The organism is Streptomyces synnematoformans (assembly GCF_039531005.1).
Classification (GTDB): domain Bacteria; phylum Actinomycetota; class Actinomycetes; order Streptomycetales; family Streptomycetaceae; genus Streptomyces; species Streptomyces synnematoformans.
On sequence record NZ_BAAAPF010000001.1, the window covers coordinates 52,018 to 64,908 of the forward strand.

Below are 12,891 nucleotides of genomic sequence, written 5' to 3' on the forward strand. Positions count from 1 at the left end.
CGGTCCGGGGGCGGGCCGCGGAGCAGGGGCGGATGGGGGCGAAACGGGCTGGTGGGGGCGGTGACGACCGGGTACGAACGGGGAACCTCGCCCCGGTACGCGGCCGGGGGCGCTCCCGGGTCCGCGCCCGCCCCCGCGCCCACCGGCGCGGGGTCGGCCGGATCTCGCCGGTCACCCCGTCAGGCGGGCGTGCAGCCGCCGCGCCGCCGCGTCCGTCAGCGCCGCGATCTGGTCCACCACCGCCCGCAGCCGCCCCGCGTCGTCCGCCGCCGCCGCGTGCAGCGCGCGGAACTGCGGGTCGAGCCCCTCCGGCGCCCCCGCCGTCAGCGCCTCCGCCAGCTCCGCCAGCACGACCCGCTGGTCCGCCCGCAGCCGCGCCTGGTCCGGCCGCTGTATCACGAACCGGTCCGCGACCGCCTTGAGCACCGCGCACTCCAGCCGCGCCGCGCGCGGCACGATCAGCTCGGCCGCGTAGCGGGAGAGCGGGCCCGTGCCGTACGCGGCACGCGTGGCGCCCTCGGCGGCGAGGCAGAAGCGGCCGATGAGCTGGCTGGTGGCGTCCTTGAGGCGGGCCTGCGCGGCGGCGGTGCCGTCGTAGCCGTGCGGCCACCACTCCTGGGCCAGCAGCCGGTCGAGCGCGTCGGCGAGTTCGGCCGCCGCCGTGCCCGGGGCGTAGCGGCCGGCGGCGACGCCGAGGACCTCGGCGCGCTCCGGCCCGGCGAGCAGCATCGCGGGGTCGAGGTGGCCGGCGTGCAGGCCGTCCTCGACGTCGTGCACGGAGTACGCCACGTCGTCGGACCAGTCCATGACCTGCGCCTCGAAGCAGGTGCGCGGCGCGGGCACCCCCTCCCGCACCCAGGTGAAGACCGGCAGGTCGTCGGGGTAGACGCCGAACTTGGCCGCGTCCGGTCCGGCCGGGTGGCCGCTGCGCGGCCAGGGGTACTTGGTCGCGGCGTCCAGGGCCGCCCGGGTGAGGTTGAGCCCGACGGGCCGGCCGTCGGCGGTGAAGCGCTTGGGCTCCAGCCGGGTGAGCAGCCGCAGCGACTGCGCGTTGCCCTCGAAGCCGCCGCAGGGCGCGGCCAGCTCGTCGAGGACCTGCTCGCCGTTGTGCCCGAACGGCGGGTGCCCGAGGTCGTGCGCGAGGCACGCGGCCTCGACGAGGTCGGGGTCGCAGCCGAGGGCGGCGCCCAGCTCGCGGCCGACCTGGGCGCACTCCAGCGAGTGCGTGAGGCGGGTGCGGGGCGTGGCGTCGGCGAACGTCACGGTCCGGCCTCCCCCGCCGGCTACGCCCTCACTGGCGGGGGTACCCCCAACCTCGCCCTCGCCGTCGACGCCGGGCGTGACGACCTGGGTCTTGCCGGCGAGCCGGCGCAGCGCGGCGGAGTGCAGCACGCGGGCGCGGTCGCGCTGGAAGGCGGTGCGGCCGGGGCGCTTGTCAGGCTCGGGGGCCCAGCGTTCGAGGTCGGCGTCGGTGTACCCCATGGGGCGAACGGTAGCCCGGGGGCGGCGCGGCGGGCCCGGTGGTGGCGCGGCGGCCCGCGGCGGGAGGGGGCCGCGCCCGCGGTCCGTACGGGCCGCGCCCCCGGTGCGTAGGGGCCGGTCCCCCGGGTGCGTACCCCCGCTACGCCGCCACCTCCGCGATCCGCGCGGGGTACGCGGGCACCGCCACCTCCTCGTCGTCCAGGCAGCGCCCCGTCGCCAGGTCGAAGCGCTGCTTCAGCAGCGGCGACGCCACGAACGGCCGGCTCCCCTGGGCGGAGGGCGCCGAGCCCAGCAGCCCCCGCGACAGCACGTACGCCCCGGTGAACGGGTCGCGGTTGCCGATCGCGTAGACGTCGCCGGTGCGGCCGAGGAAGACCGCGGCCTGGGTGCCGTCCGGGAGCAGCGCGGCGACGCCGCGGCCGTGGGTGAGCAGGTTGAGGTCGCACACCGGGTGCCAGCCGGCCGCGGTGCGGATCTCGACGCGCAGCAGGGTCCGCGCCGGGGAGTCCGCCGTCGTCATCGTCGTGGTCATGCGGAGGCTCCTTCCAGCGCCCCGCGCACCGGGATGGCGGGGCCTGACAGCAGGGTGAGATCGGGTTTGACCTGGTCGCGCTCGGGGACGAACTGCACGCTGGGGTCGGGCACGCCCGGCGCGTTGACGAACGACACGAAGCGCGCCAGCCGCTCCGGGTCGGCCAGGGTGGCGGCCCACTCGTCGCGGTAGTGCGCGACGTGCGCGGCCATCAGCTCCTCCAGCTCGGCGCCGATGCCGAGCGAGTCGGCCACGACGACGTCCCGCAGGTGGTCGAGCCCGCCCTCCAGCCGCTCCAGCCACACCGAGGTGCGCTCCAGCCGGTCGGCGGTGCGGATGTAGAACATCAGGAACCGGTCGATGAGCCGGATCAGCTCCTCGTCGGAGAGGTCCTGGGCGAGCAGGTCGGCGTGGCGCGGGGTGGCGCCGCCGTTGCCGCAGACGTACAGGTTCCAGCCGTTCGCGGTGGCGATGACGCCGAAGTCCTTGCTCTGCGCCTCGGCGCACTCGCGGGAGCAGCCGGAGACGGCGGCCTTCAGCTTGTGCGGGGAGCGCAGCCCGCGGTAGCGCAGCTCCAGGTCGATGGCCATGCGGACGCTGTCCTGCACGCCGTAGCGGCACCAGGTGGACCCGACGCAGGACTTCACGGTGCGCAGCGCCTTGCCGTACGCGTGCCCGGACTCGAACCCGGCGTCGACGAGGCGGGCCCAGATCGCGGGGAGCTGGTCGACGCGGGCGCCGAAGAGGTCGATGCGCTGGCCGCCGGTGATCTTCGTGTAGAGCCCGAACTCGCGCGCCACCTCGCCGAGCACGATCAGCTTCTCGGGGGTGATCTCGCCGCCGGGCACGCGCGGGACGACGGAGTACGAGCCGTTGCGCTGGAGGTTGGCGAGGAAGTGGTCGTTGGTGTCCTGCAGCGCGCCCTGTTCGCCGTCGAGTACGTAGCCGTCGGCGCCGATGACCGGCGCGAGGGAGGCGAGGATCGAGGCCACGGCCGGCTTGCACACCTCGCAGCCGTCGCCGCTGCGGGCCTCCTCGCGGCCGTGCTCGTCGAGGAGGCGGACGTAGGAGCTGATGCGCTTGACGCGGACGATCTCGTACAGCTCGGTCCGGGTGTGGGCGAAGCAGCCGCACAGGCCCTTGTCGACGGCCACGCCGCGCGCCTCCAGCTCGTCGTTGACGAGGGCGGCGAGCACCTTCTCGCAGGAGCCGCAGCCGGAGCCGGCGCGGGTGCACTTCCCGACCTCGCGGACGGTGGTGCAGTCGTGGTCGGCGACGGCGCCGCGGATCGCGGCCTTGGTGACGTTGTGGCAGTTGCAGACGACCGCGTCGTCCGGGAGCGCGGACGGCCCGAGGGCGGCGGGGGCGCCGGCGCCCGGGGGCAGCACCAGCTGCTCGGGCGGGACGGGCGGCACGCTGCCGGTGAGCGGGCGCAGCATGCCGTACGCGTCGGTGTCGCCGACGAGGACGCCGCCGAGGAGGGTGCCGTCGCGGTCGACGACGAGCTTCTTGTACAGGCCGGCACGGGAGTCGGAGTAGACGACGTCGAGGCAGCCGTCGGCGGCGCCGAGGGCGTCGCCGAAGGAGGCGACGCCGACGCCGAGGAGCTTGAGCTTGGTGGAGGTGTCGGCGCCGGTGAAGGTCCGGTCCGCCGCGGCTTCGGCCCCGGTGTTGGTGTCGGTTTCGGCGTCGGCTTCGGCCGCCGCCGGCTCGGCCGCGATCGTGGCGGCGGCGGTCTCCGCCATCTCGTACCCGGGCGCCACCAGACCGTACACCCGGCCGTCGGCGGCCTGCGCGCACTCCCCGATCGCGAAGACCGCGGGGTCGGAGGTCCGGCACCGCTCGTCCACGGTGACGCCGCCGCGCTCGCCGACGGCCAGGCCCGCCTCGCGGGCGAGCTGGTCGCGGGGGCGTACCCCGGCGGAGAAGACGACGAGGTCCGCGTCGACGGCCGAGCCGTCGGACAGCTCCATCGCCGTGACCGCGCCCGCCGCGTCGGTGCGGATCTCCTTCCCCGCGACACCGGTGTGCACGTCGAGCCCCATGTCGCCGATGGTGCGGCGCAGCGCGGCGCCGCCGCCCTCGTCGACCTGGACGGGCATGAGCCGGGGCGCGAACTCCACGATGTGCGTCCGCAGCCCCAGCCCCTGCAGCGCACCCGCCGCCTCCAGCCCGAGCAGCCCGCCGCCGACGACGACGCCGGCGGCCGCGCCCTGCGCGTACGCCTCGATGGCCAGCAGGTCGTCGACGGTGCGGTACACGAAGCAGCCGCGGGCGTCCTTGCCGGGGACCGGCGGGACGAAGGGGTACGAGCCGGTCGCCAGCACCAGCACGTCGTAGCCGACGGTGCGGCCGGCGGCGGAGGTGACGGTGCGCGCCTCGCGGTCGACGGCGACGGCGGGGTCGCCGACGTGCAGCTCGATGCCGTGCCCGGCCATGAAGTCGTCGGGGGTGACGGACAGCTCGTCGGGGCTGGTGCCGGAGAAGTAGGAGGTCAGGTGCATGCGGTCGTAGGCGGGGCGGGGCTCCTCGCAGAAGACGACGACGCGGTCGCTGTCGGTGACGCCGTGCTCGGCGAGCGCTTCGAGGAAGCGCTGCCCGACCATGCCGTGACCGACGAGCACGATGGTGCGGGACGGATGGGTCGTGGTGGTCGCCATCGTCAGGAGCCTCCGAGGTGGTCGATGAGCAGGTGGTGCAGCGGGGCGTCGGCGGGCAGCGGCTCGTCGCCCTCCCACGCGCGGGCGAGGGAGCCGACCGCGCCGAGGTCGCCGAGGAGGATGCCGCCGACGAGGCGGTCGGCGCGGACGACGACCTTGCGGTAGACGCGGCGGGTGGCGTCGGCGAGGTGCACGACGTCGTCGCCGGGGGCCGGCTCGGTCTCGCCGAAGGCGGCGAGGTCGAGGGAGCCGTCGGCGGCGGGGAGGGTGAGGCGGGTCAGCGCGCGGGTGCCGGCGTAGCGGTGCGTACGGCCGGACCCGTCGCCGCCGGCGCCGGTGAGGACCCGGGCGAGGAGGTCGGCCTGTTCGAGCGCGGGGGTGGCGAGGCCGTAGAGGACCCCGGCGTGCTCGGCGCAGTCGCCGATGGCGTGGACGGCGGGGTCGGAGGTGCGGAGTTCGTCGTCCACGACGACGCCCTTGGCGACGTCGAGCCCGGCGGCCCGGGCGAGCCCGACGCGGGGCCGGACGCCGCAGGCGAGGACGACGAGCCGGGCGTCGAGGACGTAGCCGTCGGCGAGTTCGACGCCGGTGGCGGTCCGCCCCCCGCCCCCGGACGGCGCCGGGCCCGTCCGCACCCCCCGCACCCGGCACTCGGTGTGCACCTCCACCCCCAGCTCCTCCAGGTGCGCCCGCAGCAGCCGCGCCGCGGCCGGGTCGAGCTGCCGCTCCATCAGCCGCTCCCCCTGCTGCGCCGCCGTCACCCGCGCCCCGCGCCGCGCCAGCCGCGCGCCGGCGTACAGCGCGTCCCCGCCGTTGTCCCCGCTGCCCACCAGCAGCACCACCCGCCGCCCGTACACCCGTCCCAGCAGCCCCGCGGCCGCGGCGGCCAGCCCGGCCGCCGCCCGCTGCATGAGCGCCCCCGCGGGCAACTCCGCCATGAGCGCCGCCTCGGCACTCCGTACCGTCTCCACCCCGTACGCGGTCCTCATGCCCCCATCCTCCACGGCCCCGGCGAGGGCCGCAGCCGGGTGTCCGTCAGCGGCGGGCGACGGCCAGCAGGTGCGACGCCGCGGCCAGCAGCTCGGGATGCCCCTCCGCCAGCCGCGCCGCGCGCAGCGCCGCCTCGAAGACCGGGTGGTCCGCTGCCATCAGCCCCCCGCCGTGCTGCTCGACGGCCTTCACCTGCCCCCACCCCGGCCCTTCGACCCCGTACACGGTCACGTCGCCCAGCCCCGTGTCGCGCAGTTCGCCCTCCAGCTCCGCCGCGGTGTGGAAGTAGGCGGCGGTGAACCCCTTGCGGCCGGGGTCGTGGCGGCCGGTGGCCAGGATGTCGCGTACGGCATCGTGGACGCGGTCCTGGGCGAGGAGCGTGGTGGCGGTGTGCTCGAAGAGCGACGCGTACCGGCCGATCGCCGCCGCGGCGACGAGCCCTCCGGGCCGGGTGGCGCGCCGCGCCTCGGCCAGCGCCCGGTCGCGCTCGGCGCGCTCCAGCAGGTGGTACAGCGGCCCCAGGACGAGCGTGACGTCGTACGAGGCGTCGGCCACCGGCAGCGCGCGGGCGTCCCCGCGCTCCGCGGTGGCCCCGGTGTCGCCGGCGGCCTCGACGTGCCGCGGCACGGGGTCGACGACGTGTACCCGGTACCCGTCCCCCACCAGCCACGCCGCATGCGCCCCGGGCCCGCCGCCCACGTCGAGCACGTCGGCCGGCGCCCCGGGCAGGTGCCGCCGCAGCAGCTCCCGCGTACGCACCAGCTCCAGCCGCCCGTCCGCGGTGCCGGTGAGCCGGGTGGCCTCGTCGAAAGCGGTGCCGTAGAAGTGCAGGATCTCGGGGGCGACTTGGGGTGTGACACTCATGTCGGCAATGCTCTCTCTTGACCGGTTGACCAGTCCAGTGCATCGGAAGCCATCTGGAGGGCGCATGGCCATACTGAAGTACGAGCAGATCGCGGACTGGATCCGCGTGCGGATCACCGAAGGTGAGCTGCGGCCAGGGGCGTTGGTTCCTTCGCAACGGGAGTTGTGCGAGCGCTGGGGCGTTTCGCGCGCCACCGCCATCAAGGCGATGGACGTGCTGCGGCTGGACGGGCTGATCGACCGGGAGCGGCAGGGTCAGGGCTTCCGGGTCGTGGACACGCCGTTGGCCCGGCCTGCCGGGCACCGGGCTGCGGGGAGCAGCCGGCTCGCGGGCGGCCATCCGTTCCGCCGCGTGGGCCGCCCCGGCGAGGAGGAGCCGCCGCCGCACGTGGCGCGGGAGCTGAGGCTGGAGCCGGGTGAGCGGGCGCTGCGCAGGGACCGGCTGGTGGTGCTGGAGGACGACACCCCGCTGACATATGTGAGCGCCTGGTTTCCCCCGGACGTGGCCGCGGCGTGCCCGCGGCTCGCGCAGTCGGGCCCGCTGGCGGAGGGCACCACGCATTACGTCACCCGGCAGACCGGCCGCCCACCCGCCCGCGGCGTCGACCTCGCCAGCGTGCGGCTGGCCACGGCGGCCGAAGCGGAGCATCTGGAGCGGTCACTGCCGCTGGCGGTCGCGGTGGACCTGCACACTGCGTACGACGGTGCCGGGCAGCCGCTCGTGTGCGAAGAGCGCGTCACGCCCGGGGAGTTGTGGGAACGCAGCGATGAGTACCCGATGGGCGGAGACCGCTAAATATCCCATGATTGGACCGGTCCACCGGTCCACCGGTCCACCGGTCCACTATGGGTCATGTCGCCGCTACTCACCGCGCTCACGACAGCGAGGCACCATGACCGCCACCCCCTTACCGCTCACCGCCTCCCCTCCCTCAGCGACAAGCACGGAGAGACGTCGCCGACACGCTCGCCGGCTGGGGCATCGACCGTGCGGCGATCTGCGACGCCGCACAGGTCGCGGCCGAGCTGACGGTCAACGCCGTGCGCCACGGCCGCCTACCCGACCGTCGCTTCCTCGTACGAGTCACCCGCGGAGGCGGTCGACTCCAGGTGGAAGTCGATGACGCCGCCCCCACGTCACCCGTCCTCACACACGAGCCCGACGACGCGGAGGACGACCGCGGTCTGCGGATCGTCGACGCGCTTGCCGACGTGTGGGGCGTCACGCCACGAGCCGGAGGAATCGGCAAGACCGTCTGGGGGCGGTCATCCCGTACAGGCCCGCACCCGAGGGCGACGGCGAAGGCACACCGTGACCGCACCGCCTGCGGGGCCCCACCGGATACCCTGCCGCGCATGAGCGGAATCGTCGGAGTCGGCATCGACGTCGCCGAGGTGGGGCGGTTCGGGGCCGCGTTGGAGCGGACGCCGGAGTTGCTGGACCGGTTGTTCCTGCCCGCGGAGCAGGTGCTGCCCGACGGGGGGCGGCGGGGGACGGCGTCGCTGGCGGTGCGGTTTGCGGCGAAGGAGGCGCTGGCCAAGGCGCTGGGGGCGCCGCCGGGGCTGCACTGGCACGACGCCGAGGTGTGCGTGCACGACAACGGGCGGCCCCATCTGCGCGTCCGCGGCACCGTCGCGGCGCGGGCCGCCGAGCTGGGGGTGCGCAGCTGGCACGTGTCGCTCAGCCACGACGCCGGCGTCGCCTCCGCCGTCGTCATCGCCGAAGGGTGAGCCCCGCCGGGGGGCGATCCCGGCCTACCGGCCCCGCGCCGTCCGCTCCACCGCTTCCCGCAGCAGGCCCAGGTACTCGGCCTCCTCGCAGTCCGGCCTGCTGCCCACGCGGTACAGCTCCAGCGCCTCGACGAGGTCCTCCCTGAAGTCCTCGTCCGGCAGCTCCGCCGCGAGGTCGTCCCGGACGCGCTCCGCGAACGCCTCCCGCGCCGCCCGGGCCCGCCGCCGCCGGCCCTTTGCCGCGGCGAGCCGCTCGGATCTCCGGCTCCACGCAGCCTGCAGTACGGACATCTTGTCGTCCCCCACCAGAATCCCCGCGAATCGAATAGGCATCCGGATCGTATCCGCCCGCCCCTCCCCCGGCCAGAGGCGGGGCCCCCCGGACCCGCGCGCCCCGCCCGTACGCCCCCGCCCGCGCGGCCCAACTCGCCCCCGCGCACAATGGCCCCGTGGCCTCGCCGACGAGCACGCACAGCCCCTCCCCCTACGTCGACCTCTCCCGCGCCGAGTGGAGCGCCCTGCGGGACCGGACGCCGCTGCCCCTGACCGCCGCCGAGGTCGAGCGGCTGCGCGGCCTCGGCGACGTGATCGACCTGGACGAGGTGCGGGACGTCTACCTGCCGCTCTCCCGGCTGCTCAACCTCTACGTCGGCGCCACCCACGGCCTCCGGCACGCCGTCAACACCTTCCTCGGCGGCCCCGGCGCCGCCGCCGGCCCGCAGTCCGGCACGCCCTTCGTCATCGGTCTCGCCGGCAGCGTCGCCGTCGGCAAGTCGACCGTCGCCCGGCTGCTGCAGGCGCTGCTCGCGCGCTGGCCCGAGCACCCGCGCGTGGAGCTGGTCACCACCGACGGCTTCCTGCTGCCTAACGCCGAGCTGGCGGCCCGCGGGCTGATGTCGCGCAAGGGCTTCCCCGAGTCGTACGACCGCCGCGCGCTGACGCGCTTCGTCGCCGACGTGAAGTCCGGGAAGGACGAGGTCACCGCGCCCGTCTACTCCCACCTCACCTACGACATCGTCGCCGGCGAGCGGCTGAAGGTGCAGCGCCCCGACATCCTCATCGTCGAGGGCCTGAACGTGCTGCAGCCCGCGCTCCCGGGCCACGACGGCCGCACCCGCGTCGCGCTCGCCGACTTCTTCGACTTCAGCGTCTACGTGGACGCGCGCACCGAGGACGTCGCGCGCTGGTACATGGAGCGGTTCCGCAAGCTGCGCGAGACGGCCTTCCAGAACCCGCTGTCGTACTTCCGCCGCTACGCCGAGGTGCCGGAGGCCGAGGCGATGGCGTACGGGGAGCGCAACTGGCGCACGATCAACGAGCCCAACCTGCGCCAGAACATCGCCCCGACCCGTGGCCGCGCCACCCTCATCGTGCGCAAGGGCCCGGACCACAAGGTCCAGCGGCTGTCGCTGCGCAAGCTGTAATACCCGGGCCGCGCACCGGCAGCGGCTAGCCTCCAGCCATGCTGCACCTGCGGATCCAGTGCCCCGCCGTCCGTACCGACGACGTCGTCGGGCTCCTGCAGGAAACCGCCGGCACCGCCCACCTCGCCGTGCTCCGCGGGGCCTCCCGCGACCCCGAGGGCGACGTCGTGCTGTGCGACGTGGTCCGCGAGGCCGCCGACAGGCTGCTGCAGGAGCTGCGCGGGCGCGGGCTGTACGAGGAGGGGGCGGTCTGCGTCGAGCACCTCGGCCTGACGCTCTCGCGCCGCGCCGACCGCGCCGAGGAGGCCGCGCCGGGCGAGGCGGCGGACGCGGTGGTGTGGGAGTCGCTGGTCGAGGAGACGGACGAGGAGTCGGCGCTGTCGCTCACGTTCCTCGCCCTGCTCGGCGTCGCCACGCTGCTGGCGTCGTGCGGCGTGATGATCGACAGCGCGATCCTCGTCGTCGGGGCGATGGCGGTGGGGCCGGAGTTCGGGCCGCTGGCGGGGGTGTGCGTGGCGCTGGTGCAGCGGCGGTCGCGGCTGGCGGCGCGGTCGCTGGGCACGCTGCTGGCCGGGTTCACGGCGGCGGTGGCGCTGACGGTGGTGTTCAGCCTGCTCATGGACGTGCTCGGGCTGTTCACGGCGGCACATCTGGACGCTGCACGGCCGCAGACGGGGTTCATCTGGGCGCCGGGCTGGTACTCGTTCATCGTGGCCCTGCTGGCGGGCGTCGCGGGCACGCTGTCGCTGACGACGTCGAAGTCGGGGGCGCTGGTGGGGGTCGCCATCTCGGTGACGACCGTGCCGGCGGCGGCCAACGCGGGGGTCGCGCTCAGCTACGCGCAGTGGAACCAGGCCCGCGGCTCGGCCGAGCAGCTGCTGCTCAACCTGCTGGGCATCGTCGTCGCGGGCACGCTGACGCTGCTGGGGCAGAAGCTGTACTGGGCCCGGCATACGGAGCAGACCCTCGGCCAGCACCTGCGGCAGACGCGGGCAGCGCACCACGCACACCACCCGCACCAGCCGCACCGGCGGCTCTGACGGCCGTACGCCGTACGCGGCACGCGGCCCGTTCCCGTACGGGCAGACGGCGGCCCGGCCCCGTACAGCGCACGGCGCACGGCGACCGCCGGCCGTCCCTCAGCCCAGCGCCGACTTCACCACGTCCGCCAGCCGCCCCGCCACCGACCGCGCCTGGTCGATGTCGGCCGCCTCCACCATGACCCGCACCACCGGCTCCGTACCCGACGACCGCAGCAGCACCCGCCCCGTCGCGCCCAGCTCCCGCTCCGCCTCGACGACCGCCTGGCGCAGCTCCGCGGAGCCGGCGGCCCGCGCCTTGTCCACGTCCCGTACGTTGATCAGCACCTGCGGCAGCCGCTCCATCACCGCCGCCAGCTCCGCCAGCGGCCGCCCGCTGGCCGCCACCCGGGAGGCGAGCAGCAGGCCGGTGAGGGTGCCGTCGCCGGTGGTGGCGTGGTCGAGGACGATGACGTGGCCGGACTGCTCGCCGCCCAGCGCGTAGCCGCCGCGCTTCATCTCCTCCAGCACGTAGCGGTCGCCGACCGCGGTCTGGATCAGCTCGACGCCCTCGCGCTCCAGCGCGAGCTTGAAGCCGAGGTTGGACATGACGGTGGCGACGACGGTGTTCTTGCGCAGCCGGCCGGCCTCGCGCAGGCCGAGGGCGAGGACGGCGAGGATCTGGTCGCCGTCGATTTCCTGCCCGGCGGCGTCGACGGCGAGGCAGCGGTCCGCGTCGCCGTCGTGGGCGATGCCGAGGTCGGCGCCGTGTTCGACGACGGCGGCGCGCAGCTGGTCGAGGTGGGTGGAGCCGTAGCCGTCGTTGATGTTGAGGCCGGTGGGGTCGGTGCCGATGGGGATCACCTCGGCGCCGGCCCGCTGGAACGCCTCCGGGGAGACGCGGGCGGCGGCGCCGTGGGCGCCGTCTACGACGACCCTGAGCCCGTCGAGGCGGTGCGGGAGCACGCCGAGGAGGTGGGCGACGTAGCGGTCGAAGCCCTCCTCGTAGCGCTGGACGCGGCCGACGCCGGCACCCGTGGGGCGCCGCCAGGGCTCGCCGCGCTCGTGCTTGTGGTAGAGCGCCTCGATCTCGTCTTCCAGCTCGTCGGAGAGCTTGTGGCCGCCGCGGGCGATGAACTTGACGCCGTTGTCGGGCATCGGGTTGTGGCTGGCGGAGAGCATCACGCCGAGGTCGGCGCCGAGCGCGCCGGTGAGGTACGCGACCGCGGGGGTCGGCAGCACGCCGACGCGCAGCACGTCGACGCCCGCACTGGCCAGTCCGGCGACGACGGCCGCCTCCAGGAACTCTCCGGACGCCCGCGGATCGCGCCCGACCACCGCCTTCGGGCGCTGGCCGGCCGGCTGGGCGGCGTCGGCGACGGCGAGCACGTGCGCCGCCGCCACGGACAGCCCGAGGGCCATCTCCGCGGTGAGGTCCGCGTTGGCGACGCCGCGCACGCCATCGGTGCCGAAGAGTCGTCCCACTGATCTCCTCCGAGTGCTCCCGAGTGCTCAAAACTGAGCAGATATGGTCGACTACTGACCGTTAATAGTCCTCACGCGACCATACCCGTCGACCGTATGCCGACCATACAAGCGCGCCCCGGCGGCTTCCGGATCGCTCCGGAGGCCGCCGGGGCCGAGCACGATAGCAGTACGATGATCAGCGCTTGCTGTACTGCGTTCCCTTACGGGCCTTCTTCAGACCGGCCTTCTTCCGCTCGACCGCACGGTCGTCACGGGTCAGGAAGCCGGCCTTCTTGAGCGGGCCGCGGTTGTTGTCGGCGTCCGCCTCATTCAGCGCCCGCGCCACGCCCAGGCGCAGCGCGCCGGCCTGACCGGAGATGCCGCCGCCGGCGATGCGCGCGACGACGTCGTAGCGGTCGTCCAGCTCCAGCACCTTGAAGGGCTCGTTGACTTCCTGCTGGTGCACCTTGTTCGGGAAGTAGCCCTCAAGGGTGCGGCCGTTGATCTTCCACTTGCCGGAGCCGGGGACGATGCGCACCCGGGCGATGGCGTTCTTGCGGCGGCCGGTGCCCGCGGCCGGCTGCGGGTCGCCGAAGTGCGCCGCGACGGACTCGGTGGTGTAGTCCTCGGCGGGCGTCTCGGTGGTGTACTCCTCGACGTCCTCGACGGGCGCCTCAGCGGTGGTCTCAGCCACGATTCTCCTCAGCTTCTCTGTCTCTAGG

Annotated in this window: 12 protein-coding genes and 1 pseudogene; 5 read left to right on the forward strand and 8 right to left on the reverse strand. The window is 75.0% G+C overall.

Features of this window, described 5'->3' with window-relative positions; all coding sequences use genetic code 11:
- Nucleotides 1-171: 171 nt before the first annotated feature.
- The 5 genes from ABD317_RS00235 to ABD317_RS00255 form a co-directional block, all read right to left on the reverse strand.
- Nucleotides 172-1,482: a deoxyguanosinetriphosphate triphosphohydrolase gene (locus ABD317_RS00235; RefSeq protein ID WP_344286562.1), complete on the reverse strand. Its 1,311-nt coding sequence runs from the start codon at nt 1,480-1,482 to the stop codon at nt 172-174.
- Nucleotides 1,483-1,621: 139 nt separating this feature from the next.
- Nucleotides 1,622-2,002 carry a nitrite reductase small subunit NirD gene (gene nirD / locus ABD317_RS00240; protein ID WP_344286691.1) on the reverse strand — a complete coding sequence of 127 codons (381 nt, stop codon included), beginning with the start codon at nt 2,000-2,002 and terminating at the stop codon, nt 1,622-1,624.
- A gap of 8 nt (nt 2,003-2,010) precedes the next feature.
- Nucleotides 2,011-4,674 carry a nitrite reductase large subunit NirB gene (gene nirB / locus ABD317_RS00245; RefSeq protein WP_027753289.1) on the reverse strand — a complete coding sequence of 888 codons (2,664 nt, stop codon included), beginning with the start codon at nt 4,672-4,674 and terminating at the stop codon, nt 2,011-2,013.
- A gap of 2 nt (nt 4,675-4,676) precedes the next feature.
- The gene (locus ABD317_RS00250) at nt 4,677-5,663 is read right to left on the reverse strand and encodes an FAD-dependent oxidoreductase (RefSeq protein ID WP_344286564.1); all 987 of its coding nucleotides are present in this window, start codon (nt 5,661-5,663) and stop codon (nt 4,677-4,679) included.
- Nucleotides 5,664-5,709: 46 nt separating this feature from the next.
- Nucleotides 5,710-6,528: a class I SAM-dependent methyltransferase gene (locus tag ABD317_RS00255; RefSeq protein WP_344286566.1), complete on the reverse strand. Its 819-nt coding sequence runs from the start codon at nt 6,526-6,528 to the stop codon at nt 5,710-5,712.
- A 64-nt stretch (nt 6,529-6,592) separates the two neighbouring features.
- On the opposite strand from ABD317_RS00255, the gene ABD317_RS00260 reads away from it, so the two are divergent.
- The 3 genes and pseudogenes from ABD317_RS00260 to ABD317_RS00270 all read left to right on the forward strand — a co-directional run bounded on the left by ABD317_RS00260 (nt 6,593) and on the right by ABD317_RS00270 (nt 8,259).
- Nucleotides 6,593-7,324: a GntR family transcriptional regulator gene (locus ABD317_RS00260; RefSeq protein WP_344286568.1), complete on the forward strand. Its 732-nt coding sequence runs from the start codon at nt 6,593-6,595 to the stop codon at nt 7,322-7,324.
- 200 nt (nt 7,325-7,524) lie between these two features.
- A pseudogene (locus ABD317_RS00265) lies at nt 7,525-7,692 on the forward strand (ATP-binding protein); the annotation flags it as partial.
- A 192-nt stretch (nt 7,693-7,884) separates the two neighbouring features.
- Entirely contained in the window at nt 7,885-8,259 is a 375-nt protein-coding gene (locus ABD317_RS00270) for a holo-ACP synthase (RefSeq protein WP_027754720.1), read from the forward strand.
- 24 nt (nt 8,260-8,283) lie between these two features.
- Here the strand turns inward: ABD317_RS00270 and ABD317_RS00275 are convergent, their stop codons facing one another.
- On the reverse strand, nt 8,284-8,592 hold the full coding sequence (locus ABD317_RS00275) for a hypothetical protein (protein WP_344286572.1): 309 nt from the start codon (nt 8,590-8,592) through the stop codon (nt 8,284-8,286).
- 116 nt (nt 8,593-8,708) lie between these two features.
- On the opposite strand from ABD317_RS00275, the gene coaA reads away from it, so the two are divergent.
- Nucleotides 8,709-9,683, forward strand: coding sequence for a type I pantothenate kinase (coaA, locus tag ABD317_RS00280; protein ID WP_344286574.1), 975 nt, complete (start codon nt 8,709-8,711; stop codon nt 9,681-9,683).
- Nucleotides 9,684-9,721: 38 nt separating this feature from the next.
- Nucleotides 9,722-10,723 carry a DUF389 domain-containing protein gene (locus ABD317_RS00285; RefSeq protein WP_344286576.1) on the forward strand — a complete coding sequence of 334 codons (1,002 nt, stop codon included), beginning with the start codon at nt 9,722-9,724 and terminating at the stop codon, nt 10,721-10,723.
- A gap of 99 nt (nt 10,724-10,822) precedes the next feature.
- Here the strand turns inward: ABD317_RS00285 and glmM are convergent, their stop codons facing one another.
- Both glmM and rpsI read right to left on the reverse strand, forming a co-directional pair.
- The gene (gene glmM / locus ABD317_RS00290; protein ID WP_344286578.1) at nt 10,823-12,187 is read right to left on the reverse strand and encodes a phosphoglucosamine mutase; all 1,365 of its coding nucleotides are present in this window, start codon (nt 12,185-12,187) and stop codon (nt 10,823-10,825) included.
- Between the two features lie 178 nt (nt 12,188-12,365).
- Nucleotides 12,366-12,863 carry a 30S ribosomal protein S9 gene (gene rpsI, locus ABD317_RS00295; protein WP_027754725.1) on the reverse strand — a complete coding sequence of 166 codons (498 nt, stop codon included), beginning with the start codon at nt 12,861-12,863 and terminating at the stop codon, nt 12,366-12,368.
- Nucleotides 12,864-12,891: the final 28 nt, after the last annotated feature.

Excerpts from the sequence above, each read along its gene's own strand:
- ABD317_RS00235 (WP_344286562.1), bottom strand. The coding sequence starts at position 1,482 with ATGGGGTACACCGACGCCGACCTCGAACGCTGGGCCCCCGAGCCTGAC.
- nirD (WP_344286691.1), bottom strand. The coding sequence starts at position 2,002 with ATGACGACGGCGGACTCCCCGGCGCGGACCCTGCTGCGCGTCGAGATC.
- nirB (WP_027753289.1), bottom strand. The coding sequence starts at position 4,674 with ATGGCGACCACCACGACCCATCCGTCCCGCACCATCGTGCTCGTCGGT.
- ABD317_RS00250 (WP_344286564.1), bottom strand. The coding sequence starts at position 5,663 with ATGAGGACCGCGTACGGGGTGGAGACGGTACGGAGTGCCGAGGCGGCG.
- ABD317_RS00255 (WP_344286566.1), bottom strand. The coding sequence starts at position 6,528 with ATGAGTGTCACACCCCAAGTCGCCCCCGAGATCCTGCACTTCTACGGC.
- ABD317_RS00260 (WP_344286568.1), top strand. The coding sequence starts at position 6,593 with ATGGCCATACTGAAGTACGAGCAGATCGCGGACTGGATCCGCGTGCGG.
- ABD317_RS00270 (WP_027754720.1), top strand. The coding sequence starts at position 7,885 with ATGAGCGGAATCGTCGGAGTCGGCATCGACGTCGCCGAGGTGGGGCGG.
- ABD317_RS00275 (WP_344286572.1), bottom strand. The coding sequence starts at position 8,592 with ATGCCTATTCGATTCGCGGGGATTCTGGTGGGGGACGACAAGATGTCC.
- ABD317_RS00285 (WP_344286576.1), top strand. The coding sequence starts at position 9,722 with ATGCTGCACCTGCGGATCCAGTGCCCCGCCGTCCGTACCGACGACGTC.